Consider the following 22,910-nt stretch of genomic DNA (forward strand, 5'->3'; position numbering starts at 1 on the left):
CAGTCGGCTTCTGACGTTCAGTGCAGCCGTCTTCTGAAAACGACAGCTCGGTTCGTTAAGCTCCCCGCGCTACGGTTCAAATAACTGGTACGCTTAATCAAAGTTCAACTATTACTAACGTAGTCGAGTAAACAGTACTTTTGATGAAGATCGGTTATGCGCGAGTGAGCACTCGGGATCAGAAAGCCGACCTACAAGTCGATGCCCTGAAACAGGCCGGGTGCGAACGCATCTACCAAGACATCGCCAGCGGCGCGAAAAGCGCCCGGCCGGAGTTGGACAAACTGCTGGCCAACGTGCGGCCGGGTGATGCCGTGGTGATCTGGAAGCTGGATCGCCTTGGGCGTTCCCTCAAGCACCTGGTCGAGTTGGTCGGCGAGCTGGCAGAGCGCAAGGTCGGCTTACAGAGCCTGAATGACCCCATCGACACCACCCACGCCCAAGGCCGCCTGGTGTTCAACCTGTTCGCCTCGCTGGCGGAGTTCGAGCGCGAGCTGATCCGCGAGCGGACTCAGGCGGGTCTGTCGGCCGCACGGGCGCGTGGCCGGATCGGTGGCCGTCCCAAGGGCCTGCCAGCCAAGGCTGAGGCCACCGCCATGGCGGCCGAAACCCTCTACCGCGAAGGTCGCCTGAGCGTCAGCGCGATCGGCGAGAAGCTGCACATCTCCAAGAGCACGCTGTACAGCTACCTGCGCCACCGTGGTGTCGAGATCGGCGCGTACCAGAAGAGCGCCAGGTCACGCGACCAGCAGCCTTCGGCCGCGTCGCCGGCAGAGCCGCCCGCCGCCGAGCGGGTGGCCACCGTCACCCTGCGCCTCGCGGTGGTGAATAACAGCAAGTTCGTGCGCGGCCGGAAGCGGGCCACGGAGAACATTGAGCGCTACTGCCTGGAGCCCTATGGCATGAAGCGGCTGGATGCCGGCCACTATGAGTTGACCATTCCGTATCGGAGCGACGATGAGCTGGACAAGAGCGTGCATGACCTGCTGACCGAGATCAGCCAGGAGGCCGACATGCGCAACTGTTTTGTCGAGATGGGCGCCTGGGAAGAAGACACCGAAAAGCGTTGGTAGGGCTTACGTTGGTTTTTGGTTCCATTGCTCCCCAAACCCCACAATCCACTGCAAAGCGGGCAAGCTCAGTGCCATCTGAAAATACGATCGGCAGGCTGTGATGCAACGGCATGACTTGCCTCCACTGAGCAACTGCGTCCCCTACAGGGTCATTGCCATCTAAACGCTCACTGCTCTCCACTGACCCACCCCTTGCTGACTGCGTTCACGTACACCTTGACCCATCCTGGTACAGGCCGCTGCCCTCTCTCCCAATAGCCCACAGCGGCATAGGCCCAGCCCAGGGCATTGGCTAGCTGTGCCTGAGACCAACCTAGAACCTCGACTCTGATGCGCCTGACATCTGCGCCGGTGAGGGTCGGTTCACACGCGGGCAATTGGCCCTCAACAGCAGCGCGATAGAGTGATCGAGCTGCAGCTGGCATTTCGGCCCCCTTCTCCCACTTCGATATCAGCCCGGGCGAGACGGATAGCATCATGGCTATAGCTTTCTGTGTCAGGCCCGCCGAATGGCGTTGGCGTGCAAGCTCACTCTGCACGGTCGGGGGGAGTTGGATATCGTGCTCCCTGGCCATGTCGTCGCGGTAGCATTGCGCTGCGTGTTTTGCCCGGGAACGACCGTGGTAGGCCAAGTCGCGAAAATGGCGATCGGCGACAAACTTTCCAGCCTTCATCAACCGCACACGCCAGCCCGCGTCCGAAGGTTTGGACGGTCGATTGTCACGAGTAATGCCCTGCATCTCAGTGTCCGAAATGCGCCTAGTTGTAGAGGTGGAGGTGGCAGGCTGCAGGCTTGGGATATCCATAGGACTTCAGTCCGTCGCGAAATCGGACTGATCTGGGTCCGGACCATCATCTCGGTCGAGGAGTAGTCCACTGCCGGAAAGCAAACCACCGCCCAGAACCAGAGCTGAGTTAAGCCCCAGCGCCGGAACCCCATCAGAATCTCCAGCATCAGCGTTGGCGCCCTTGGGCCTAGGCTTCACCGGCATAGGGATACTCGCGGGAGACGAAGGTGCAGGGGCCTGGAGTATCATGGGCTCCGCAGGGCGCCGTTGAGGAACTGGCTTCGGAAGTGGGTTACCCCGCTCCGGCATAAGCAGCGGCACGTCATCATCCAGGTTGAGTGTGACCTCGCTCGCCTGCGCTCTCTCCAGGCTGCTGAAGAACTCGTCAGACTTGGCCATTAATTTGCTGAACTGCTTGTCTGACATGGGCTCCTTGCGGCGTAACCCGCCCATGTTGCGGATGGTGTCAGTGGTGATGGCGTACAGGGCGTCTTTGAGTTCGGTCCGCATCTGGTGCGTCATGAACTCACACTTCAAGGAGAGTACTTGCTCCGCCCTTCCGACCTGGGTCGCCAGCTTCTCAAGAGCCTGCAGTTGGCGCTCGATCCGCAACTCAGCCGCTTGTGCCGTGGTTCGAGACCGATTGAACCAGTACCAGGCACCAAGGAGGGCAAGGCCAGCCGCCGATGCAACCAGGTACGTTGGCAGTTGGCTTGCGGGAGGGGCTGGCACGAGATTGAAACTGAACGAGTCAGCTGAGACCAGGGGCAGCGCTACTGCCCCTGACAGTGACAAAAGCAATTGACGTTTAGCAGTCATTTCAGGCTCCAGCGCAGACAGCATCACTTTGCGTTAGGGATACAGAACGCGTACACGTACGTAGATAGTATCTCTTGGCGCCTTGTTGTGACACTGAAATATTGGGGAGGCTGAACGGAGGCATAATTCAGCGCAGGCCAAACCGGCCTGAGCCGCACTGAATCGGAGCCCCCTCAACGGAGCCACCGTCGATGAGCGGTTTCCCACATAAGCGGGGGGAGAGTTCGATCGCTACGCTGCAGCTTTGCAGCAAATAATTCAATTGCACAATCAGTTGGTTCTAAACCAGACCGTTGCCAGCAATCATTGTTTGTTTAAACGAGATAATGGCATAATGACTCCCTGGATTCTATTCCGATGATTTCAATATTCAATCATGAGGTGAGAGTATCATGCGTTCGGTTACTTCGTTTTTTTGTATTTTCATTGCAGCCTTTGCGCTGACTGGGTGTAAGGAAAGTCGTGAAGATAAAATTGACCGCCTATTTCCGGCCGAGAAACGCATCCAGAGCGGAACAGAGCAGTTGTATAAAGTCTATGCTGTTAGCTACCCTCACATTGCTCCTCTTGAAGCCAAGGCTGTCATTGAGGAAAGTTTTAGGGCCAATGAGACCTTGAATAGAGAGCTAGTGCAAAAGCAATGGAGTGAATTGAACTGGTCAGATGAAGAGCTAGAGGTAGTAGCGCGAATGATTCAAAATCCTGCTAATGCCGTATCGATTGCAGGAAGCGAAGATAACGCAAGGCGTATATCTATAAAAATTTACGAAACACAACAACAAACCTATACGCCCGAGGTCAAAGCTAAAGTTTCCGAACTTAATGAGAAAGTTGATGAAAAACTTCGCGCTTTAGAGGCCAAAGCTAACAGTTGATCATTGCTGCGGCGTTCCGAAATGCATAAAAGAAAACGCCCTGGCCTCGCTGTGGCAGGGGCGTTGGCTATGTTCGGACGGCGCCGCTTCTGGAATCCTGTAGCCCCAACTGGCCGAAAGGCTGAGAATCACGCCTCGACGATTGCACTACATCTGATCGAGCTTAAATGACTCGGCGCCGGCAACCAGATCATTGCCTAGGTTGGCTAGAATCGTATCCCCAGAAACCGCTACCCCGTGCCCGCGGACGCCGCCTGTGCTGACCCAATACACCTTCCCCGTACCGGCTTCTACAACACGCTTGTGAAGCTGAACCGAGTAGCTGAAAAGACGCTCCCCCGGCTGATAGTCGGCCGTCTCCAGGTAAGCGTAGATCTTGTAGCCGCCATCCAGCTTCACAACCTGCTTTGGCAGGTGAGATGAAATCGTCTCCTTGATCAGATCCTGGGAGATCTCAGCGGCATGTGCAGAAAGCACGAGCTCGACAGCAGAGGCACTACTAGAGCCGAAGACCATAATTGCGAGGAGGGCCAGTTTTGTCAGTTTGATCATGGGAGGATTACTCAAGCGGGGTCATTTTCAGTTGGTAAGTGAGTGCTGCAGGCCGGTGCAGAAATGGTCTCCCCGCGTAGATGCAGCATCATTGCGTAGATAGCGACATCAAGGGGATCTCCTTTTGCGACGTGCTCGCGCAGCTCCGTTGAAAGGAAATCAGCAGTGCATGTGGTCTCGTCATTCCAGCCAGACCGCCCTTTTGCCCGGTTTCGGGCCATCTTCACTTTCATGTTGAGTGCGATAGCGTCGACGGCCGCATCATCAAGCACAGCCTCGCCGAACTGGCTCGGTGAGTTGTAGGTACGAACAACAAGCGCCGTTTGTTCTTGAGCCTGCACTCTGACCTGGACCTCACCGACCGCCTCCAAAGCAGCGTGCACGCCGCCGGGGTTCTCTCGGTGAGCGACCCGGAGTGCCTCCAACCAGATCTGTTCGGTTGGCATGTCGCTGCCGGCTCCCATGGGGGCAGAGGCCTGGTTCTTCGCGTTGGCCAGCCACAAGATCGTGTTACAAGCAGGACAAGGGATTGACTCGTTGTAGCTGGGAATGCTGCCTTGACTCGCCATGAAGCCGAATCCTTCACAATGAAGGGTCCCGCTGATCATCATGCAGCCCCCAGTCGCATCCTGTGGCGAGGCCCCTGCCAGCTGGGTAGCGCTGCCCGCTGGACGCGCACCTGAGTCGAGGTGCGCACTCGAATTCTCTACTTGCACAAATCCACCTGAATCACTGATCAAAGGAACACAGAAGTGCCAGCCTCAGAGGGCTTTGCCTGTGCTGGTTGCGGTGTCGTCGTTTTGCCTGGCGCCAAAGCAAATGAAGACAGCAGCACAGCCGCATCCTGCTTCGCTTGATCGATCACTGCGGGATTGACTCTCTTCCAGTAGCAGTAGGCCGATCGAGAGTTCTCGTGCATGGCCAGGTCACGCTTGCGCATCAGGTGCTCGATCTCCGAGACCACCCAGTGACCAGCGCCAAACGCGTGGTCTCTCCCCGCAATCCAGTACTGCGCATCAGTGATCTTGAAGAGCATCTCAAAGACGGCCAGCGCAGCGACGGCCACAGGATCTGTGCTGCACTTGAGATGAGCCATGATAGGGCCAAGGGTGCGTATGTGAGCTAGACGAAGAGATTGAGCCCAAGAAACAGAGCGAGGGTGCCCCGCCAACTGGGGCAAGCTCATCTGATAGAAGCCTTTGGCTTGCGGCGCAACGAGTTCGCGGATATGGGCGCTGCATTCCCCACAGATCGTGCTACTGGCGTAGAGGCGATCCTGCCTGCGCCCGCCCATCCCTGGCGAGGTGAAGCTGAACAGATCAAGGTGCCCACAAAGGCACTTGGTTGGAGCGGTAATGTGAGCCCCCATGGACACCTCCAGAATACACACCAGTAAACGCATTCAGAATCTTAATGAAGCATAACACGTATGTATATTTTAAAGGCGCAATCGTCCTCACATTTTTCGCTATTCCTATGCGGCCGGCAGCAGCGATAGGATCAGGGGACCTAACTCGTTGGCGGTGTAAGAGCCAGAGATAGCCATCTTGACTCGAAACGGGATGGGTTTTCGTCCTTTTCGGATAGAGGTGAAATCCTCCAGGGATAGGCCTATCCGGGACGCTTGCTCAGTTTCACTGAGGCCTGAGATCTCTGCCAGACCATCAAAGAAGGCGCTGACCAAATCTGGTGATCCGCCAGCATCCAGACGATCGAAGAATCCGTAGAGCAAAGTCTCACGGACCACCTGCGACTGCTGATTGGCCGCCTCAACCGCCTCTCGAATTGGTTCAGGCAATGCAGCGAGCAGAGTCGACAGGGTCACCTCTACCCCCATCGCACCGAGCGTGCGTATGCGCGCCGGGGGCGGCAACGGGCGCATGTTCACTCGGCATTGGCGGATCATGGAGATGCTGATGCCAATCTCCTTGCTAAGCCGAGTATCCGCCCAGCCCTGCTCCTCGCGGAACCGGTCCATCAGCTGGGCCCAGGCGACACTGCTCAATCCGGTGTCTGCAGATTCAAAAAAGAGATTTCGAGAGCTCAGGTCGGCTGGCACCTCGGGATTGCCGTCCCCGGCATGAATGTCGAACATCTATTTGCTTCCATCAACTTCTGCCGCACCCTGCTCGTCCTGCTCCATGTGAGCTGCGACGCAGGCGCGGATCATGAGGTAGAGGGCTCCGCCGACAAGGCAGAGAAAAACCCCCTTGAAAATGAGGACCGGGGAAATCTTCACCAGGCCAGCGCCAACAGCCATGGTGGCCAGCAAGCCCATGACGACAACGCAGAGAGCAACAACGACGCGGGTGATCAGAGAGTGTGAAGGACGGGTATCCATGACAAGCGCCTTATCGATACGTAACGTGTACTGATAATACTGGATGACTATAGATCAGCACAATGTCGTGTTTGGAAAGACAGAGGCTAATAATCAGCAGGCAAAAAAACCCGGGCACTTGGCCCGGGCGTGTAGCAGGTTTACAAGCCGGGCACCCCAAGCGGGATGATTGGCGAGGTAACGTTATGCAGTCCGAATCCGTTCATTTCGACGCTTACCGATGCGGTCTTGACGCGAATCGCACCCAAGATTCCGACATTGGAATTGTGGACGATGCGCTCCTGGGCAGTCTGCGTTACTGCGACAGGTTCGAAATCCGCCCCCATGTCATTGGCCAGCAGTTTGTTGATGCGTGCAGCCATTTCAGCTGCAGCTTCGTCGGCAAGACTTTCAGCCGAAGCGGAGTCGAAACAGATACCGATCACCTCGGCATCCGCGCCAGACTCATCATCGTCCTGGGACAACACAACGTGAGCAGTGGCCTTCAGCTCGCTGGAGCTGACCAACTGGGCGATGACTGTCGATCGATACGCTTGCTCAAGCTCTGCGAGTTCGGCATCGCGTACTGTTCCAACAGGATACGAGCCCACCTGCTGTACCAGGTTGCCGAGGGAATCGACCGGTGCAGCTGCTAGTTGAGCGTACTTGATGGCTGTTTCATGAAAGTTCATGCGTTTCTCTCCTGAATGATGGGTGCAAGGCCTTGCGTTGCCTTACAGAGGAGGTATGAGAAACACGGACTTGTATTGGATCGGCACTCCATGGCGGCATCCTTTTGGTGGCCACTCATCGTGAGAGCCGGCTGAACTGGAAACTGCCGTTATCGATATTTATATCGAAAATGGCCCGACCTATAATTTCCTTGTCTGTTACGAACCCCCAATAGCGACTATCCAGGCTATTGGAGCGATTGTCACCCAGCACAAAATAAGAGCCTTTTGGTACAACACATGAAATCCCTGAAACATTCCTCACGCAGCCTGGGATGGCAGGGAAGTCTGTATTCACACCAAAATCACTGCTGCCATTGTCCTGCAGAGTATCAATTTGCAAGCCTTGAATTCGCTCCAACGTATAGGTGGCGTGCTTAAGCTTTCCGCTGGCTTCATCTTCGTAATCATATGGCATTTCCATTTCGCGCACCGCCGGGGCACCATTGATAGACAACTCACCACTTTGATAAGTGATATTGTCGCCCGGGACGCCGACCACTCGCTTAATGTAAGGCTTAGCCGGGTCAAGAGGAAAACGGAATACCAGAACATCACCAAACTTCGGCGCCCCCCCATGCGAGATCGGTTTTGAAACGAAAGGCAACCTCACACCATAACTGAACTTGTCTACGACAACCACGCTGCCTACTTCTAGAGTAGGACGCATTGAGGAGGACGGAACAAGATAGGGTTCTGCTACGAAGGATCGGAATAAGAGCAGGAACACGGCAACCGGGGTCAGCTCCACCATGTAGCCCATAATGCCTTGCGTATAGTGCTGCTGACCCTTAGCTGCTCGATACCGTTCATAGCCCCAGAAAGGCACTCCGATGATCGCAGCAGCGGCGAGCAAGGTAGCAACATCCAGAAAGGTGCACAGCAAGATGTATGGACCAAGGACAGCGGCCCCACACCCTAAAGAGTACATCCAGGCAGGCCCGTGTAACCGGTACCTCTTGCTGCAAAGCACTGGAGCAGCCGCAGTTAAACCAAGCCCAACCCAAAACAGGCTCATAGATACTTACCTGATTTTCTGTTGTAGCCATAGATAGCGATACGGACAACGAACAGCAGAAAGAATATACCACCCAAACCCCAGCCAGAAGCCTTGACCCACAGGCCGTAACTATGGGGAATGGAAACTTCTAGCTCTTCCAAAAGGAATTCAACCAAAGATCCAAGAGCCCAGAGGAGCGCTGCAAATACCCAACCATTCAAAAGCAGCTGTACATTATACTTCACGCCTTTAGACCGGCTCTGTGTCGCTAGCATAGTTACTCCGCGGCAATAAACGACCACCCTGCCCGGCTTAGCGCGCATCGGTGTCCGTTCAACGGCTTGATCAACAATGTGGATTCAAGTGACGCAGCTAAGCACCCGAAGTGATAGCTGTAATATAGAGAAAGCTTTTCCAAATCTTCTCGTAAGCCCCGGCAATACGCTTCGTAATGGCGACTACCCAGCACAGGCTCTATATTCTCGTATTGAAGAGGAAACGGCTTAAGGGTAAGAAGCGCGAGTCGACACTTCGACGTCAGCCAGACGCAGGCAGCGTCTACTATATTTTGGCTTAGTTGTGATGACCTGAATTCATCCCTCACTTCAAGTCTTCTAATGAAAAGTACGCTGCCAGCTTCGAGCACAGCAGAGAAGTCATTCCGGCAGGTCCAGACCAGCTCCTGCACAGCCTTCTGGAGAGCCTCACTTACCAGGTCGCAAGCATCAGCCAAGGAATATCGCTTTCCATCGCCGCTGGACAACAGAACCGCGTCCAGGACAGCGACTGGCACAGCCTCTGACTGTAACCGAAGCCAGGCTGTAACCAGTCGCCCTTCACATACCGCAAAGCCATCAAACACATCCCCTGAAAGGCTCAGCTCTACGGAGTAGTCACCTGCGAGCTCCATGCGCTCAACCAGGCCGCGATGCATTGGAATTTCGCTGTAGAAGCCGGTATCTATTCGGCTCCGCACATGCGGACGACACCGCGACACTTGCGTTAGGCCGGCAGGCATGATGCAGCTCAGCGCAGCCCGGTACCAACACGGCCCTGCGCACTGGCCTTGGCCTTTTTACGATCGGCCACTTTCAGCAGCTGCACGAAGAGCACAACCATGACCAGAATCGCGATCAGCATAAACGCGGGTGTGGGACTGATGTGACCAATCTTCGCCCACACGAATACGAAGGCTGCCAGGGCCAAAGCCGCCGGCAACTGACCAACAATGTTCAAAGTCCGCATGGCCCAGAATTGAATTTTCGGCATTACAAGCTCCTCAGAATGATTGATAACACGTACGCATAATACTAGAAGATTTGCACGCCTGCCAGCCATGCGATGTCATGATAGCGCCACAAAAAAGGCCTCTGTCCACAGGGATGGACAGAGGCCTTGATCTACGGCCGGGAGAGCCTCACAGCGGGTAGAAAATCGAGTAGATACACACCGCCAATGCAGCCGCGCAAAGCGCCGAGCACAGCCAGATCAGAATTTTTACGTCGCGCAGCGAGCGATCGGTAAAGCCTTGCATTGCCTGGATCTGCTCAGGCCCGGAGGCATTTTTCACGGTGAAAAGGGCTTTGCGGCGCTTGATCGCGATCGAAATGATCACAGCCAGCACCACGACAGCGATACGAGCAAGCATGTCAGGAGTGATAGTCATTGCGTTTCCTCAGGTTGGATTTAATACAGAACAGGTAGAGCGAGTGAGTCAGCGAGAAACGGCGTCAAGGTTGCCGATTCCCTTGTTCACGCATGGTCTTAATGGCTGCGAGCACTGGATCCCTGGGGCTAGCATCTTGCCCCTCACAATGGGTATGGCGCTCACCTGGTTTGATCAAGCAGTAACGCCCTAACGGCTTGGAGACTGCTGCCCCGAAGTGAGGCTGGGCCACCGGCTTGAACATGATCAGGCCAGCAGCAGCGCTTACCGTGGCAAAGGCGGCAAGAGCAGTACGCCAGGAGCGGAGACGCCTTGGATTACGCACCAGCGGCAAACTCCAAACCGGTCGAAAGGCTGATCATCTGAACTGCGAGATCTGGGTTGATCAGTCCTTTCGACGCGAGCCCCCTGACCTGGCCAGAGAAAAACTGTACGAAGAAACGTTGGGAAGCGTGCTCGCTCTGTACAGAGTCGCCATGCTCCTTCACCTGGTTTCGTCTCTCGATGGCAGCGGCAGCAGAAGTGGCAATAGCGTTGGCCAGCTCTGCGGCCACCGCTTCACCACGGGGCGGCAGCCTGGTCACATCCAGCTGAGCAAGGACCTCATGTGAGAGATGCAAGCTCGCAAGGCCGTCACCATACCAACCGTCATAAACTGTCACCCCGTGCTCATCGGTAGTGAGCACGGTAAAAAAGCGGGAGAGTCGGTGGGTTTCATCGTCGCCGACAGCAAGCATGGGCGGGTTGGCTACCTCGTAGCCGGCGCCGACCTCGAATTCGTGGGAGTTGGCCAATTTGAACGCTCCTATCGGTTCCAAAAATGGGCGCCATCAATAATACATAACGCGTACGCATACGGCGATAGAGATCAATGTAAATCTACACGTTTCCCTAGGAGTAGGTGACAGGGTTCAGGAGGCCCACGCCGGGTCCCGGAAATCGAACCCAAAAAAAGACCCACCATCAAGGATGGTGGGTCGGATTTAGCGTTTCTTTATAGGTGGCTCTGCTGAGCGTTTATTTGGATTGCAGCGGCTTGCTGTTTTGGTTTGCACCGTATTTTACGCGTCTGAACTCACCTTTAATGGCAGCAACAGCTCCCATCAAGGGCGCGAAAAAGATGCGCGGTGCTTGCCTTGCAGCGTTAGCAAACTCAGACCCAAATGTCGAATTCATTCAGCAAACTCCCTGACGGCACGATATGCGCCAATGCAGATAAATATAAAGAAGAGACTCGCATCAGCCAAAACCAAGGCTTGTTCGAGTAGCGTCAGTATATCCAGCGTGAACTTGCTAATACCGAAATCAGCAAGGTAGTGGACTAAATGGTTGAGCAGAACTGCTGGCACCATGATGATGAAAAAGATGACAGTACCAACGAAGCCATGGGCTGCGAAGTGTGCGATCGGGTTCCACCAAGGTTTTTTGTGCGTTTTTGACATCTGTTACTCCTGAAAGGACCTGGGGCGGTCGTTGAGAAATCCCATAGGCCTTCTTGCGGTAGACCTAGCCCCTAGAGATGCGTAACGCGGGCCTGTAATCTGCAGGACGCAAAAAAGCCAGGCAGTGCCTGGCTTGGTGGAACAATTCGCTTAGCTCTGCCGTGCCTGCCGCAGCCGGCCGGGCGTGAATTTCCCAGAGAACGAATAGCCGAGATCCCTTACTCGCTCACGGACCTTCAGCTTGTTGGATTTGTCGCCCCGCTCCTTGTGGAGCTCGACATGCTCGGCTTCTACCTGGAGCAGAAACTCGACGTCCTTTTGGCACAGCTCCAGCGACTGCTCCAGCTTTTTCCGGTCTGAAAATTTCTTTCCGATCAGTGCAGCTGACGCCGCTGCCAGGACAGTGCTGGTTACAGCAGCGAAAGCATTTATCAAAGCGGATTGCACAGCTGGATCGTTGATTGCGAGAAGCATGATGGCCCCCTGAAAGTTAACTTGCTCCAAGGGGATGCTTCACAGAAACCAGTAAACCACAGGCACAAAAAACCCGCTCGATCGGCGGGTTCTTTGGGAAGGTCAGTGCTTGGGGGTGGTCTTGGTTGAGCGGTCGCCGCCGCCAGCCTTAGCCATTTCAGCCTTGATGGCCTTATAGGCACCAATCACAGGCGCAAAGTATATGCGAGGTGCTTGCTTAGCCGCACTCAGAAATTCAGAAGTGAAAGTGGTTGTTTTCATGTGCTTGCCCCTCATGGGAAAACTAGTGACTTCTGTATAGCAAATTAAGTGACCTCCATCAAGCGCCTGAAAAAATTTCATCAGGCAAAGAAAAACCCGATTCGCATAAGCGAGCCGGGTTTGTGTTGCGTTAGAAGCGGAAAATCTACCAATCAGATCAGCAAAGCCAATGATCCAGTTTGGATTTTGTCGACATCCGCACCGACGGACTCATCCTTGCAGGCGTGAGCAGATCGAATGGGAAAGTTGACTACGTTATTGCGTGAGGCCATGACAGCCCTGCCGATTTCTTCACCTACAGAGACAAACTTTGGATAGCTTACGCTTTGACCACAGATCTCATGCCCAGTAGTTTCAGAAACACCATCGGTTAATCCAGCTGGAATTCCTTTCAGCCTCTCGTGCTCGGCCGTGTTGAAAAGCCTGCTGAGCTTTGGATCCTCTGGGTGCACCAGGAACGGCTCGGTACTCCGGGCTTTGGCGTATCCGCGGTTATGGTATATGTTTGGAAACGTTGCAGACGTGGAGCTTCCGATGCCCGACGTGCCTTGCTGCGAAATCCGAATGATCCGGACTGCTTCCAGCGGCCTCAGGCCGTATCTGCTGGTGGAGGGGGTTCCGGTGATCTTAGCAAACCTCTGGGCCGAGGATTTGCTTCACAAATCGCGCCTCAACACCGTTGAGAGCTACCTTCGTGACGTTGCTGTCGCGTACGAGTGGGCCCTCAGCCGAGACTCTCCCCTGGAGCGAAAGCTTGAACGCTTGGCCGTTTTCAGCTCAACGGAGCTGACAATGCTGGCTGAGCGCCTATGCTCAACCAGGCGCGGTGCGGAAGCGAGTCAGTCGACCTGCACGCGACGGCTCGAATCCATCAAATCATTCATAGATTTTTCGTTTGATCATTACATCGAGCTCAATCGGTTGGGTCTGCAGGAGCAGAGCCAAGCTGAAAAAAACAAAAATAAAAACCTCCGAAACCTTAGTAAAAAAGTCATTAAGATCGCGCAACAGTCTGAACCCTCCCGACCTTCCACTCCACTCGATGCAGACGAAGAAGCTCTACTCAAAAAAGTTTTATACCCGAGCAGCTCGAAAAATCCCTTCAAGAGCGTAAAAATCCAGGTCCGTAACTATTGCCTTTTTTTGGTCATGCTGGAAACACTTGCCAGACGTGGCGAAGTTGTACTGATTGAGTTGAACGATCTTGATCTAGGCCCCTCTGCAACCATTCGTATTAAGCAGCCGAACGATATCAATAGGGAGCGACGAAGAGACGGGGCGAGCCTAAAGACACGCGGACGTATAGTTCCGATATCTGTATCGCTGGCCGCGATGCTGAATGAGTATCTTTGCGACCATCGACCGAGGCTGCTCAAGCCGAAACAGCCTTGTACCGCACTATTTGTCAGCTCCCGTGACGGCAGACGAATGTCAGCACGAACAGTGAACACGATTCTCAGAACCGTCGCTAGTAGCCTTGGCCTATCCAATTTCTCAACCCGCCTTCACCCGCATGGTTTGAGAACAACAGGTGCAAACGACGCCCGCAAAAAGCTTGAAAAAAGCGATGCACCCAGCCTCAACATCAGAGATGCTCTTGCGTATCTGGGAGGCTGGAGCCCGAACAGCGACAGCATTCAGAAGTACTCTCGACAAGCCATATCTGATCGTCTCGGAGAAATACTAAGGACATCTGACAGAACACTTCCACGAGAGAAAACTGATGACTAATTCTCCGACTGATTTGACCACAGAGGTCGAACGTAGATTCGGCATCGAGACTGACGATTTCCCTTTTCGGGTGCAATCTACTTTCGGCCAGACCATAACGATTCGCAACAATACTGGATGGCTCGAAAAGATGACCATCGAAATCATCGGGTGTGCCCCGATGAATATTTCCTGGGGCCACCAACTTCACGAGAATTTGTTAGTGGAGTGGCTTCTCAGAGGATGGTTTATAGATCGAATTCAAACCCACATTGACCTTAGACCGCTGATCCTCGTGCAGCGAATCTTAGCCGCTCATGAGTTTCCGGGTGACGATGCAGAGACTATTGGAGATCGGCTATCATCCTTTGCTGTACGCGAATGCATCCGCCTAAAAACATCCGGCCGCAACGACGACTTAGTTGCCCTCCGAGTGTTCTATCGATGGTGCCTGGACGAGGATGTTTCAGGATTCAATGAGCATGATAGCCTTGAGCTTTCTCAGTTAACTGTAAAGGCATTTGATAACAAGCACTTGGTCACGATGCGAGACGATGACTTCGGACCTTTTACTCGGGTACAGTTAACGCACATTGAAATGCGTATTTTCACAAGTAAGCATGTATCGCATGTACAACGCACGATGTTTCTCCTTTGTCGGGATTGGGGAATACGCCCAATTCAGCTAGCGCTCATGCAGGTCAAAGATTTTGGTATTGACGAGAACGGCCCTTTCGTCATGGTGCCAAGCGTGAAAGGAATTCGACGTTCAAGGCTTAGGAGACACCCCAGTAATTTGAAGAAACGCTACATTTCCAACGATACAGCGGAAGCTGTTCAGCAACAGTGCGCCTTAGCTGAGCACCAATGCAAAGCTGCATCGGGGTTAATTGAAAAGCTATGCGTAACGCATGGTATCAGCGTCCCTCAACTGCCCATACCATTGTTTCCAGCACCATTCAGAACTGAACCCCGTCTCGTGCGATTTCTAACCAATCCAAGACTGACCCCCTTCACATTACATCAAGATAATCGACGCTTGAGCTATGAGCTAACCTCGCTTACTTGGGAGCTTCAGTTGCTTGATCCTCACAAGTCCCCTAGAGAAGCCGCGCCTTTTATGCGTATTTCTGCGTACCGGCTTCGCAGAACCAAAGGAACCTCCATGGTCCTTTCTGGGGCGTCTCCTGACGAGGTAGCAGAAGCTCTCGATCATATAAATCTAAATTCCATAAAGCATTATTTTCGCTACAACCTTGAACTTCAAGAATTCATTAACACCACTCACATGGCTAGCCCGGAAATCAATGCGGCAGTTGAGATGTGGTGCGGAAGGTTCATGGAGGATACTGCTGACAGATCTGCATTATCACCTATAAGCAGCTTGGGATTATGCAGCTCGAAAAAACCATGCCCTTTTCACCCTACTGTTACATGCTATGCATGTTCCAAATTCAGGCCCAGCCGTCACGCAGACCATGAAGCCGCTCTAGCTGACATCACTAGATTTCAACAAATGTTGGGAAGCTCTTCTAGTGGCGCCATGGCTCAACAAGTCGAAGCTGCAATACACGGCGCCAAGTCAATTCTAATTGCCGTGAAGGAGCTAGACAATTGAGCGTATCAATGGCTGTTCTCGATGAACGTTATGAGCTTGCACGAAAACAGTTTAACGACCTCAAATCGAGTGGACTAGTGTCCGGAGATTTCGAGGGTAAGGTATGGCAATACAGATCGAGTAATATCCCATTTACGTCACTCTGCTCTGTGCAAAAACGACATGAAGATCAGCCCGCTCTTCCGACAGTGACGGGAAAGCTGGCTCGCTGTTTCATCGCCCATGAAATGCTTAGGCGTCCTTCGGCCACCCTGGTCATCGGACGAATGGCAGCGGTCAGACGCCTCTCGGCCGTAATGAATAACCATGACGTCAAATGGAGCGACATAACACGCAAGGTTTTTGACACCACCGTGGACTCAATCAGGCAAGATCACTCGGAGGCTACGGTATACCATAGAGCGAACGCCCTAAAGGCTTTTCTAAACTTCCTCAACAACTTCAGTATAACCAGTAGCGGAGTACCGCTTCGGTTCCTTGAAAGATTCATCAAGTGGAAGACTGGCGTACCTAACCCGACCCACAGCAACCTTGAGCTCACGTCTCAACAATTCAGACACAGAGAAGAAACCCTGTTCTCTCCTGACTTACACGAGGGCATCGCGAAAGCCCGATGCCTTATAAAGAACGATCCGAGCCTAGAGCCAATCAATGGCTTCGACAGAGTACGTCTGGAAGCGACTTGCTTCGGCATGGCGCTCGGCTTGAGGGTGGGTGAAATCACAAACTTACCGGAAAATTGCCTCTTCCAGGACCATGATACTCATACAACTTTCGTGCGGGTCCCTGTTGAAAAAAACCTCATACCAGCCGCCGTACCAGTCGCAGATTTATGGAGCACTCCACTCACAGAAGCTTATGCGTATTTACTGGAGTTTTGCCGTGATGCAAGAGATCGAGCCCTTGATATCGAAGCGAATGGTTTCTCCTTCGTAGATAAAATACTCACCACCTACCGAGAAAAAAATCCACTAGACTCCGGAGCTAAAGATCAGCTCACATCGCTGGACCTAACCGTAGAGCACCACTATTTTGTAGAGGAATTAACGAGTTGCTTTGCGATATCAGCTAAAGAGCTTTGCAGCGGCGGGCGGTTTTACAGCTCTGCAATTGAACTTCCTAGAATAACAGCTGCACGCTTTGCGGCCTGGATAGACGACCGAATTAGCAAGTGGGACTGGTCGAACTACCTTAATGAGTACAAAAAGAATTGCTATAGTGTCTCTGTGCTTGATATCGGGATTCACACCAACTCATCTCGCTCATCAGTAAACAAATGCAAGTGGTTTAATGACGAACTTCGAATATTTCTCAAGGGGATGGTCAAAAGCGGGCTATTTAAGCCTGGTGCCCTGCCCTCATACGTGCAGCTGTTCGACATTAAAAGAGAATGGGCTCGCATTAGAGAACTCATGCTGTCTAGGAGAGGGATGGGAGCGGGGGTTCCCTCCCTGGCCATAGACATCAGATTATTCAAACGAGCTCTAGAAAAAAAGTACAGATTCCATTTGCAACGCCACTTTGACGAACAATTTGCTATGCCCGATGATGGCGAAGAAGCACCTTATCATGCAAAATTTTCGAGCAAGGGCTACCCTAACAAACTCAGCGACAACCTAATTGTTATCTGGGAGAACCAATTTAATTCGGTCTCACAGCAAGGTATTATCCCGCGCCCGCTTTTCAGGGCGGACCTTTATAACTACCTTTCAAACAACTCGTCAAAAAAAACTATTTTTCAACGCCTTGATTTGAGGGACCGAAACGGGAAGATATTTTCCATCACTCCCCACCAGATCCGACGCTGGGTTACCACGGCGATCCTACGCGCCGGTCCCTCTGAGACAGCGGTGGATCTCTGGATGGGACGTACTCCACGCCAGAGTCGTCAATATGACTATCGGACCGCTAAAGAACGGGCAGAATATGTGAGGTCGTTATACTTGACCGATGAGCCACCCGAAGACTTTTTGGGAAAATTAGTCATCCGATGGCGCGAGGAGGAAGTCGCTGATGATCTAATTGAAGATATGATCATTCAGAAGCTGAGCATTTTAAATCTAACGCCATGGGGCGGATGCTCACGGGAGTTGTACATTAGCCCTTGTGATCGAGGCCTCATGTGCGTAAGAGGGTTCGGCACGGAAGCAGGGTGCAAATCATTTCATCTGAACCCTGATGATCTAGAAGCAAGGGCAGCCATTGAGACCTTACTCACAGAGTATGAGCGAATTCTGAAGGTGATTTTTGACAACCGAACAGATATAACAGCCAGCATCGAGTCCGAACTCGACAGCACACATGAATTCGATCAGCACGTTTTGTTTGTTTGCGATATGGTTAGGAGCTGCAAGGCAGCTTTGAATGCATATTCGAAATCTAAGCAGGTATCATCGTGAAGCAGGATAAAAAATGGAAGGAGCGTGCGAGGTCTATTCTTGCCGATTATAAGGAGGGTCGAGTTACGGGGCCGCTCACACAAAGTGGACTTGCGCAGAAAGTCGCTGTCAGTCGCCAGACTCTATGGAGAGACGAGGAGATCCGATCTTTATATGCTACTACCCAGGATTACCTTCTAAATATAAAAAAGAAAGGACGAAAAGACAGCTGCGCCAGGATTTTTGCTCTCGAAACGCAACTTGAGAAAGCGCGTGCGGAGAACAATCGGCTGATTCAAATTATCATCAAAGCTGCTCAGCTCATGACGGAGGACGCGATCGATCCAAGACGGTATTTTGGAGATGCCACAACCTGACAAAGCCTCTATTCTCTTCGGAAAAGCTCTTTGAATGAACGTTGCTGGCAATCAACGCTATTAGGCAGGTAATAACGCCGCCCACTCTGAACGGTGTAACATCTGTGCAAGCCATCGTCGCTTTCATGAATAGCCTCCAAGGGCTCCATTGACCACTCGCCGCTGCCATTCATCCATCCTGGAGTGACAATCTGCAAGGACAGCTGTGCTGTGCCCTCTAGGGCCATCCGTGTGAATCGTTCCAGGCCCCGCATGTCCTCCAGGAAAAAGACCTCGATACATGTGTCTTCTCCCCGCGCCCTCGTGACCGTGATGTGGATCCAAGGCGATGAAAGCCGTTGCTCTACGAAATGCCAAGCCTGCTGATCCTCAGCCAGCCAGGCGTGTGAACGATCCACTTCTGCCCATCGGTTGGTGATAAACATACCGACTCCCTCTCAAATGAACAGCATACATTGTAGTCATATACTGTTCGTCGGGTGCCTTATCGTTCCTTTTGTGGAACATGCAAAGTGGAATTGAAAAGCGCATTCGGCCGGATTTTGCAGTGGATGAGAGTCAAGCAAAAACTGACCCAGGAAGATTTCGCGACTGTGAGCAGCCGTACCTATATCAGCACGCTGGAGCGGGGCCGATACGTTCCAACCATACAGAAATTGGACACGATCGCGCCGGTGCTAGGAGTGCATCCGGTAACGCTGATGATAGGTAGCTATGCCCTTAAGGAGAACCGATCAGCTAGGGACCTCCTCGCTCAAGTTGCTCAAGAAGCTGAACACATGGACCTTGAGGCTGCACTGTCAGCATTGAGTAAATCCTCTCGCTCGATCCCCTAGGCTCTCCGCGCGAGTCGACTGGATCTTAGGTGAGGAAGCTGAACGCGGCCTGGTAGACGACGTAGGAGCACTGATCTGGCGCATTGCCCGTGGCTCTACAGCCGGACAGTCATGGCTCAGCGCAGGAATAGCCAGGTACAGCGTATCAGGAACTCTGGGTATCAAGCCCGGACGATACGGTGGCTGTGGCAGCCCTGCAGGGGTATGGTGGCACCCTGACACAATCGTCTCAAATAGACCAGAGAGATAGGAATGAAACGGATCGCCGCAACACTCTGTGTCGCTCTATCCGTCGCAGGATGCGCCACTGAGCAGCAAACCTAGAAGGCAATGGCCACAATCGACGAATTCACTGACAAGACCACTATGATGGTCACCACAGGTGATCAGAGCACGCCGAGCCTGATCGTCACCCAGCCGCTGCACTTCTATCCCGTAGTTCGCAAGGAAGACGGCGAGATCTACGTCGGCATCATGTCCGGCGGCCGGCTCAAGGTGCCGGTCGGTACCGTTCAGTTGCGTATCGATCAGAACGATGCATGGACGATCACCCCGCAGGAGACGCCGGTGAGTATGGCCCCGTCGATACCGATGGCGCCGCTCGTTACACTCCAAGGGGAGCAGGCCGCGCTGGTCAACAACGCCCAGGAACAAGCGATGAAGTCCACGTCGCAACTGATGAGCTCGTACACTGTGTGATCTTGCCCAGCAGCCGTGGACACGGGTTTAAGCACACATCCTGGCCTCGAAGGCCTCTGGGCTGATGTGCCCCAGCGTGCTGTGTCGCCGCTGGCGGTTGTAATCGGTTTCGACGTATTCAAACACGGTTTCACGCATCTGGGCGCGGCTCGTGAAGCGCTCGCCGTGGATGCACTCGACCTTCAGGCTGTGGAAGAAGCTCTCTGCACAGGCATTGTCGTAGCAGTTGCCTTTGGCGCTCATGCTGCATCGCAAGTGATGGGCGCAGATCAGCTCCTGGTAAGCCGCTGAGCAGTACTGGCTGCCGCGGTCGCTATGCACGATCACGTCATTAGGCTGCCTGCGTCGCCACAGCGCCATGTGCAAGGCATCGCAAACCAAGTCGGCCGTCATGCGTTCGTTCATGGCCCAGCCGATCACCATCCGTGAATACAGATCGATGACCACTGCCAGATACAGCCAGCCTTCCTCCGTATGCAGGTAGGTGATGTCACCCACCCATTTCTGATTTGGCGCAGATGCCTTGAAATCCTGCTTGAGCAAGTTCTCTGCCACTGGCAGGGAGTGCTGAGAATTGGTCGTGGCCTTGAACTTCTTGGCGGCCTTGGCACGCAGTCCTTGCCGTTGCATCGAGGCGGCTACCGTCTTGCGATTGCAGGGTAGGCCGGCTTCCCGCAGGTCATGGCACAGCCGTGGAGCCCCGCTGCGGCCCTTGCGTGCGCTGTATGCCTGAGCGACCTGCCGATCCAGTTCGTCTCTTCGCCGCTGGCGCATTGACGGCCTGCGAGAGCACCAAGCGTAGTAACCGCTGCGGGCAACGCTCAACACGCGACACATGGCCTGGATCGAGAAATGCGCGGTATGAGTCCTCATGAAGGCGTACTTCACTTGAGGCTCTTGGCAAAGTACGCGGCGGCCTTTTTTACGATGGCCAGCTCCTCGGCGTGCTCGGCCAACAGCCGCTTGAGTCGGGCATTCTCGTCGGCCAGCGACTGCTCGCGCTCGCTGCCGGCCTGAGTCTGGTGCTTCTTGCTCCGCCAGCCGTAGAGCTGGGAAGCATGCAGGCCAAGCTGTTCGGCAGCCTTGCTGACGCCAATGCGCTCGGCCAAAGCCAGCGCTTCGTCCTTGTAGGCTTGGGAATGGCGGGTGCGGGTCTGTTTCATTGGGGTTGCTTGTCTTGCCATGATTCACCTCGTTGCAGTTTATCGCTTAACGGGGTGTCCACTGGGACTGGGCAAGATCACTTCAGGAAAGTGTCCAGGGTGTGTACATAGCGTGCTTCGTTTGGCGGTAGCTGCTCTGGAGTGGCTGAGCCGGACAGCACTACATGCGCTTCGACCATGGGGCCGTAACCGATTTTACTGCGCAGATGACTGCTCAGCAGTTTGCTGATGCGTATGGCATGCTCCTTCTTGATGGTGAAAGGGCTTTTGCCTCGGGATTTCTCGTTGACTCGCCACTCACCACGATAGCTGGTGAGTTTGCCGTTCCAGTCCTTAATCTCCACCAGCAAAATACGGTCGCTGGTGATGATCAGCAAATCAATCTCCATCGAGCCCTGGTCATCGGTAATCACCAGAGACGAATAGGCTTGCCAGGTAGTTTGAAAGTGTTCCTCCATCTGACTTACAGCATAGGCCTCTCTTGGATGCAATCCATTTTTGCCTATTACTACTAACTTCATCTGTTTGCTCCTTCCTATGAGCTACCGCGCCTATCACTTTTGCTATCGAACAAACTGAGAAGCGAAACGTATGGGGTGTGGTGACTGGTTAGGAGCAGATTAATATCGGCTTTTGTGCCGGAGAGATCGCTCTGCCTATCCCGTTCGGGCTATCAACCCCCTATCTCAGCATTTACTAGCAGTGGATATTAAGGTTTATCGGCTCTTCGCATTTAAGGGTGTAGAAAAAATCTGACCGGCTGGAAAAGGAGTCGAGGATCTTAGAAAATGTAAGCTCTCACACCAACAAAAACTAAGCCCCCGACGTGAACAATCTTACCTTTTCTAGCCCTGATCTTTCCAGCTTTTGCCAACTGAATAACCTCGGCCTGACTGCCACTGGACAACATCTTTGTGCAGAGCGCGCCGTCATCGAATGTCGTTTAACCAAAGCACCCGAGCCATGCCCCAAGTGCGGGGCTGCTGGTGTTTCACGCGGTACTGTCGATAGGCATCTTGCTCACACACCTTACGGACAACGACCAACCAGATTGCTGCTGCGTATCCGTCGCTGGCGTTGTGCTTGCGGCTGTTTCTGGCATGAAGATACAAACAGTGCAGCACCTCCACGTTCAAAGCTTTCATATGGGGCGATACGCTGGGCATTAGCTGCCATCGTGCTGGATCATCTGTCGGTATCTCGTGTTGCGAGCCAGCTTGATGTTGCATGGCACACCGCTAATAATGCCATTATCAACGAAGGACGGCGCCTGCTTTTTAATGACTCGACACGTTTTGACGGTGTGACCGTGCTGGGCGTGGATGAGCATGTTTGGCGACATACACGCTGTGGTGACAAGTACGTCACCATCGTGGTTGACCTTACGCCCGTGCGTAACAAAAACGGGCCGGCCCGCTTGCTCGATGTGCTGGAAGGCCGCTCCAAACAAGCCTTTAAGCAATGGCTACAGAGTCGCCCCAAATCGTGGCGTGACCAGATCGAAAGCATTGCCATGGACGGTTTTACGGGGTTTAAATCTGCAGCGCAAGAAGCCCTGCCTCAAGCCCAAACCGTGCTGGATCCTTTCCATGTCGTGCGCTGGGCAAGCAACATGCTGGATGAATGCCGCCGGCGTGTGCAACACGACATCCTGGGCCGCAGAGGGCGTAAAAATGACCCGCTCTACAAAAGCCGTCGAACGCTACTGACTCGGATCAGCTACCTGTCTGACGCCAACAAAAAGCAACTGTTCCAGCTGTTTGCAGATGAGCACCACCTCGAAGTGGATTGCACCTGGAGCATGTACCAACGGGTGGTCAGCGCCTACAACGAGCCGGATCGAAAACGTGGTAAAAAACTCATGGAAGAGGTCATAAATATCATTACAGCCAGCGACTTGCCCAAAGCGCTCATCGAGGTGAAAGGCTTGGGGGAAACGCTGAAAAAATACGCTGAGAGCATCCTTGCCTACTTCGACCGGCCAGGAACCAGCAACGGTCCAACAGAAGCTATCAACGGGCGACTTGAGCACTTACGAGGTACCGCCTTGGGCTTTAGAAATTTAACCAATTACATAGCCAGGTGCTTGCTGAAGTCAGGAGGGTTTAGAAATCAGCTACACCCTTAA

29 protein-coding genes are annotated in these 22,910 nt (G+C 53.5%); 9 read left to right on the top strand and 20 right to left on the bottom strand.

Annotation, left to right across the window (positions count from 1 at the left end):
- The first annotated feature begins 143 nt into the window (after window positions 1–143).
- Window positions 144–1,073: a recombinase family protein gene (locus J5X93_RS27475; RefSeq protein ID WP_003150544.1), complete on the top strand. Its 930-nt coding sequence runs from the start codon at window positions 144–146 to the stop codon at window positions 1,071–1,073.
- A 167-nt stretch (window positions 1,074–1,240) separates the two neighbouring features.
- Here J5X93_RS27475 and J5X93_RS28410 read toward each other — a convergent pair whose 3' ends face one another.
- Both J5X93_RS28410 and J5X93_RS27480 read right to left on the bottom strand, forming a co-directional pair.
- Window positions 1,241–1,879 carry a helix-turn-helix domain-containing protein gene (locus tag J5X93_RS28410; RefSeq protein ID WP_023662081.1) on the bottom strand — a complete coding sequence of 213 codons (639 nt, stop codon included), beginning with the start codon at window positions 1,877–1,879 and terminating at the stop codon, window positions 1,241–1,243.
- 6 nt (window positions 1,880–1,885) lie between these two features.
- Complete coding sequence (locus J5X93_RS27480; protein ID WP_039614972.1) at window positions 1,886–2,680, bottom strand: hypothetical protein; 795 nt, start codon at window positions 2,678–2,680, stop codon at window positions 1,886–1,888.
- A gap of 392 nt (window positions 2,681–3,072) precedes the next feature.
- On the opposite strand from J5X93_RS27480, the gene J5X93_RS27485 reads away from it, so the two are divergent.
- The gene (locus J5X93_RS27485) at window positions 3,073–3,555 is read left to right on the top strand and encodes a hypothetical protein (RefSeq protein WP_023662079.1); all 483 of its coding nucleotides are present in this window, start codon (window positions 3,073–3,075) and stop codon (window positions 3,553–3,555) included.
- A gap of 147 nt (window positions 3,556–3,702) precedes the next feature.
- Here J5X93_RS27485 and J5X93_RS27490 read toward each other — a convergent pair whose 3' ends face one another.
- The 15 genes from J5X93_RS27490 to J5X93_RS27560 form a co-directional block, all read right to left on the bottom strand.
- Window positions 3,703–4,107: a hypothetical protein gene (locus tag J5X93_RS27490; RefSeq protein WP_023662078.1), complete on the bottom strand. Its 405-nt coding sequence runs from the start codon at window positions 4,105–4,107 to the stop codon at window positions 3,703–3,705.
- 11 nt (window positions 4,108–4,118) lie between these two features.
- Window positions 4,119–4,718 (bottom strand): hypothetical protein, encoded by a 600-nt coding sequence (locus tag J5X93_RS27495; protein ID WP_023662077.1) that lies wholly within the window; start codon window positions 4,716–4,718, stop codon window positions 4,119–4,121.
- A gap of 125 nt (window positions 4,719–4,843) precedes the next feature.
- Complete coding sequence (locus tag J5X93_RS27500; RefSeq protein WP_023662076.1) at window positions 4,844–5,476, bottom strand: hypothetical protein; 633 nt, start codon at window positions 5,474–5,476, stop codon at window positions 4,844–4,846.
- 105 nt (window positions 5,477–5,581) lie between these two features.
- Complete coding sequence (locus J5X93_RS27505; RefSeq protein WP_023662075.1) at window positions 5,582–6,202, bottom strand: hypothetical protein; 621 nt, start codon at window positions 6,200–6,202, stop codon at window positions 5,582–5,584.
- Window positions 6,203–6,448, bottom strand: a complete 246-nt coding sequence (locus J5X93_RS27510; protein ID WP_023662074.1) for a hypothetical protein — start codon at window positions 6,446–6,448, stop codon at window positions 6,203–6,205.
- Window positions 6,449–6,588: 140 nt separating this feature from the next.
- Window positions 6,589–7,119: a hypothetical protein gene (locus tag J5X93_RS27515; protein ID WP_250035256.1), complete on the bottom strand. Its 531-nt coding sequence runs from the start codon at window positions 7,117–7,119 to the stop codon at window positions 6,589–6,591.
- A 115-nt stretch (window positions 7,120–7,234) separates the two neighbouring features.
- Window positions 7,235–8,176: a signal peptidase I gene (gene lepB / locus J5X93_RS27520; RefSeq protein ID WP_023662072.1), complete on the bottom strand. Its 942-nt coding sequence runs from the start codon at window positions 8,174–8,176 to the stop codon at window positions 7,235–7,237.
- Window positions 8,173–8,433, bottom strand: a complete 261-nt coding sequence (locus J5X93_RS27525) for a hypothetical protein (RefSeq protein WP_250035244.1) — start codon at window positions 8,431–8,433, stop codon at window positions 8,173–8,175. Before J5X93_RS27525 ends, lepB begins: the two co-directional genes overlap by 4 nt.
- 751 nt (window positions 8,434–9,184) lie before the next feature.
- Window positions 9,185–9,427, bottom strand: coding sequence for a hypothetical protein (locus J5X93_RS27530; RefSeq protein ID WP_023662069.1), 243 nt, complete (start codon window positions 9,425–9,427; stop codon window positions 9,185–9,187).
- A 148-nt stretch (window positions 9,428–9,575) separates the two neighbouring features.
- Window positions 9,576–9,824, bottom strand: coding sequence for a hypothetical protein (locus J5X93_RS27535; RefSeq protein ID WP_023662068.1), 249 nt, complete (start codon window positions 9,822–9,824; stop codon window positions 9,576–9,578).
- 317 nt (window positions 9,825–10,141) lie between these two features.
- Window positions 10,142–10,618, bottom strand: a complete 477-nt coding sequence (locus tag J5X93_RS27540) for a hypothetical protein (protein ID WP_023662067.1) — start codon at window positions 10,616–10,618, stop codon at window positions 10,142–10,144.
- A 223-nt stretch (window positions 10,619–10,841) separates the two neighbouring features.
- Window positions 10,842–11,000, bottom strand: coding sequence for a hypothetical protein (locus J5X93_RS27545; protein WP_164842895.1), 159 nt, complete (start codon window positions 10,998–11,000; stop codon window positions 10,842–10,844).
- Window positions 10,997–11,266, bottom strand: coding sequence for a hypothetical protein (locus J5X93_RS27550; protein ID WP_039614974.1), 270 nt, complete (start codon window positions 11,264–11,266; stop codon window positions 10,997–10,999). Before J5X93_RS27550 ends, J5X93_RS27545 begins: the two co-directional genes overlap by 4 nt.
- Window positions 11,267–11,416: 150 nt before the next feature.
- Window positions 11,417–11,740, bottom strand: a complete 324-nt coding sequence (locus J5X93_RS27555) for a hypothetical protein (RefSeq protein ID WP_031324888.1) — start codon at window positions 11,738–11,740, stop codon at window positions 11,417–11,419.
- Window positions 11,741–11,842: 102 nt separating this feature from the next.
- Window positions 11,843–12,001, bottom strand: a complete 159-nt coding sequence (locus J5X93_RS27560; RefSeq protein WP_023662064.1) for a hypothetical protein — start codon at window positions 11,999–12,001, stop codon at window positions 11,843–11,845.
- Window positions 12,002–12,535: 534 nt separating this feature from the next.
- On the opposite strand from J5X93_RS27560, the gene J5X93_RS27565 reads away from it, so the two are divergent.
- From J5X93_RS27565 to J5X93_RS27580, 4 genes are read left to right on the top strand one after another with little or no spacing between them, the layout of a single operon-like run.
- The gene (locus J5X93_RS27565; protein ID WP_100412847.1) at window positions 12,536–13,732 is read left to right on the top strand and encodes a tyrosine-type recombinase/integrase; all 1,197 of its coding nucleotides are present in this window, start codon (window positions 12,536–12,538) and stop codon (window positions 13,730–13,732) included.
- Window positions 13,725–15,329 (top strand): site-specific integrase, encoded by a 1,605-nt coding sequence (locus J5X93_RS27570; RefSeq protein ID WP_233097289.1) that lies wholly within the window; start codon window positions 13,725–13,727, stop codon window positions 15,327–15,329. Before J5X93_RS27565 ends, J5X93_RS27570 begins: the two co-directional genes overlap by 8 nt.
- A gap of 8 nt (window positions 15,330–15,337) precedes the next feature.
- Window positions 15,338–17,728: a site-specific integrase gene (locus J5X93_RS27575; RefSeq protein ID WP_250342653.1), complete on the top strand. Its 2,391-nt coding sequence runs from the start codon at window positions 15,338–15,340 to the stop codon at window positions 17,726–17,728.
- Window positions 17,725–18,084, top strand: a complete 360-nt coding sequence (locus tag J5X93_RS27580; RefSeq protein ID WP_100412839.1) for a hypothetical protein — start codon at window positions 17,725–17,727, stop codon at window positions 18,082–18,084. Before J5X93_RS27575 ends, J5X93_RS27580 begins: the two co-directional genes overlap by 4 nt.
- An 8-nt stretch (window positions 18,085–18,092) precedes the next feature.
- On the opposite strand, the gene J5X93_RS27585 is transcribed toward J5X93_RS27580, so the two are convergent.
- A complete protein-coding gene (locus J5X93_RS27585; protein ID WP_100412840.1) occupies window positions 18,093–18,509 on the bottom strand; it encodes a hypothetical protein in 417 nt (138 codons plus the stop codon).
- A gap of 87 nt (window positions 18,510–18,596) precedes the next feature.
- On the opposite strand from J5X93_RS27585, the gene J5X93_RS27590 reads away from it, so the two are divergent.
- Both J5X93_RS27590 and J5X93_RS27595 read left to right on the top strand, forming a co-directional pair.
- Window positions 18,597–18,920, top strand: coding sequence for a helix-turn-helix domain-containing protein (locus tag J5X93_RS27590; RefSeq protein WP_100412841.1), 324 nt, complete (start codon window positions 18,597–18,599; stop codon window positions 18,918–18,920).
- Between the two features lie 330 nt (window positions 18,921–19,250).
- Window positions 19,251–19,619 carry a hypothetical protein gene (locus tag J5X93_RS27595; RefSeq protein ID WP_250034210.1) on the top strand — a complete coding sequence of 123 codons (369 nt, stop codon included), beginning with the start codon at window positions 19,251–19,253 and terminating at the stop codon, window positions 19,617–19,619.
- 27 nt (window positions 19,620–19,646) lie between these two features.
- On the opposite strand, the gene J5X93_RS27600 is transcribed toward J5X93_RS27595, so the two are convergent.
- Window positions 19,647–20,803, bottom strand: a protein-coding gene (locus J5X93_RS27600; RefSeq protein ID WP_155738431.1) for an IS3 family transposase whose coding sequence is annotated in 2 segments (ribosomal slippage) — window positions 19,647–20,545 and window positions 20,545–20,803 — 1,158 coding nt in all. Because the reading frame shifts where the segments join, the coding sequence is not laid out codon by codon here.
- A gap of 56 nt (window positions 20,804–20,859) precedes the next feature.
- Complete coding sequence (locus J5X93_RS27605; protein WP_250034211.1) at window positions 20,860–21,303, bottom strand: nuclease-related domain-containing protein; 444 nt, start codon at window positions 21,301–21,303, stop codon at window positions 20,860–20,862.
- A gap of 305 nt (window positions 21,304–21,608) precedes the next feature.
- Between J5X93_RS27605 and J5X93_RS27610 the strand changes: the two genes are divergently transcribed.
- Complete coding sequence (locus tag J5X93_RS27610) at window positions 21,609–22,910, top strand: ISL3-like element IS1411 family transposase (protein WP_011920678.1); 1,302 nt, start codon at window positions 21,609–21,611, stop codon at window positions 22,908–22,910.

The sequence above is a fragment of the Pseudomonas sp. BYT-1 genome, assembly GCF_023611805.1.
GTDB classification, from domain to species: domain Bacteria; phylum Pseudomonadota; class Gammaproteobacteria; order Pseudomonadales; family Pseudomonadaceae; genus Aquipseudomonas; species Aquipseudomonas guariconensis.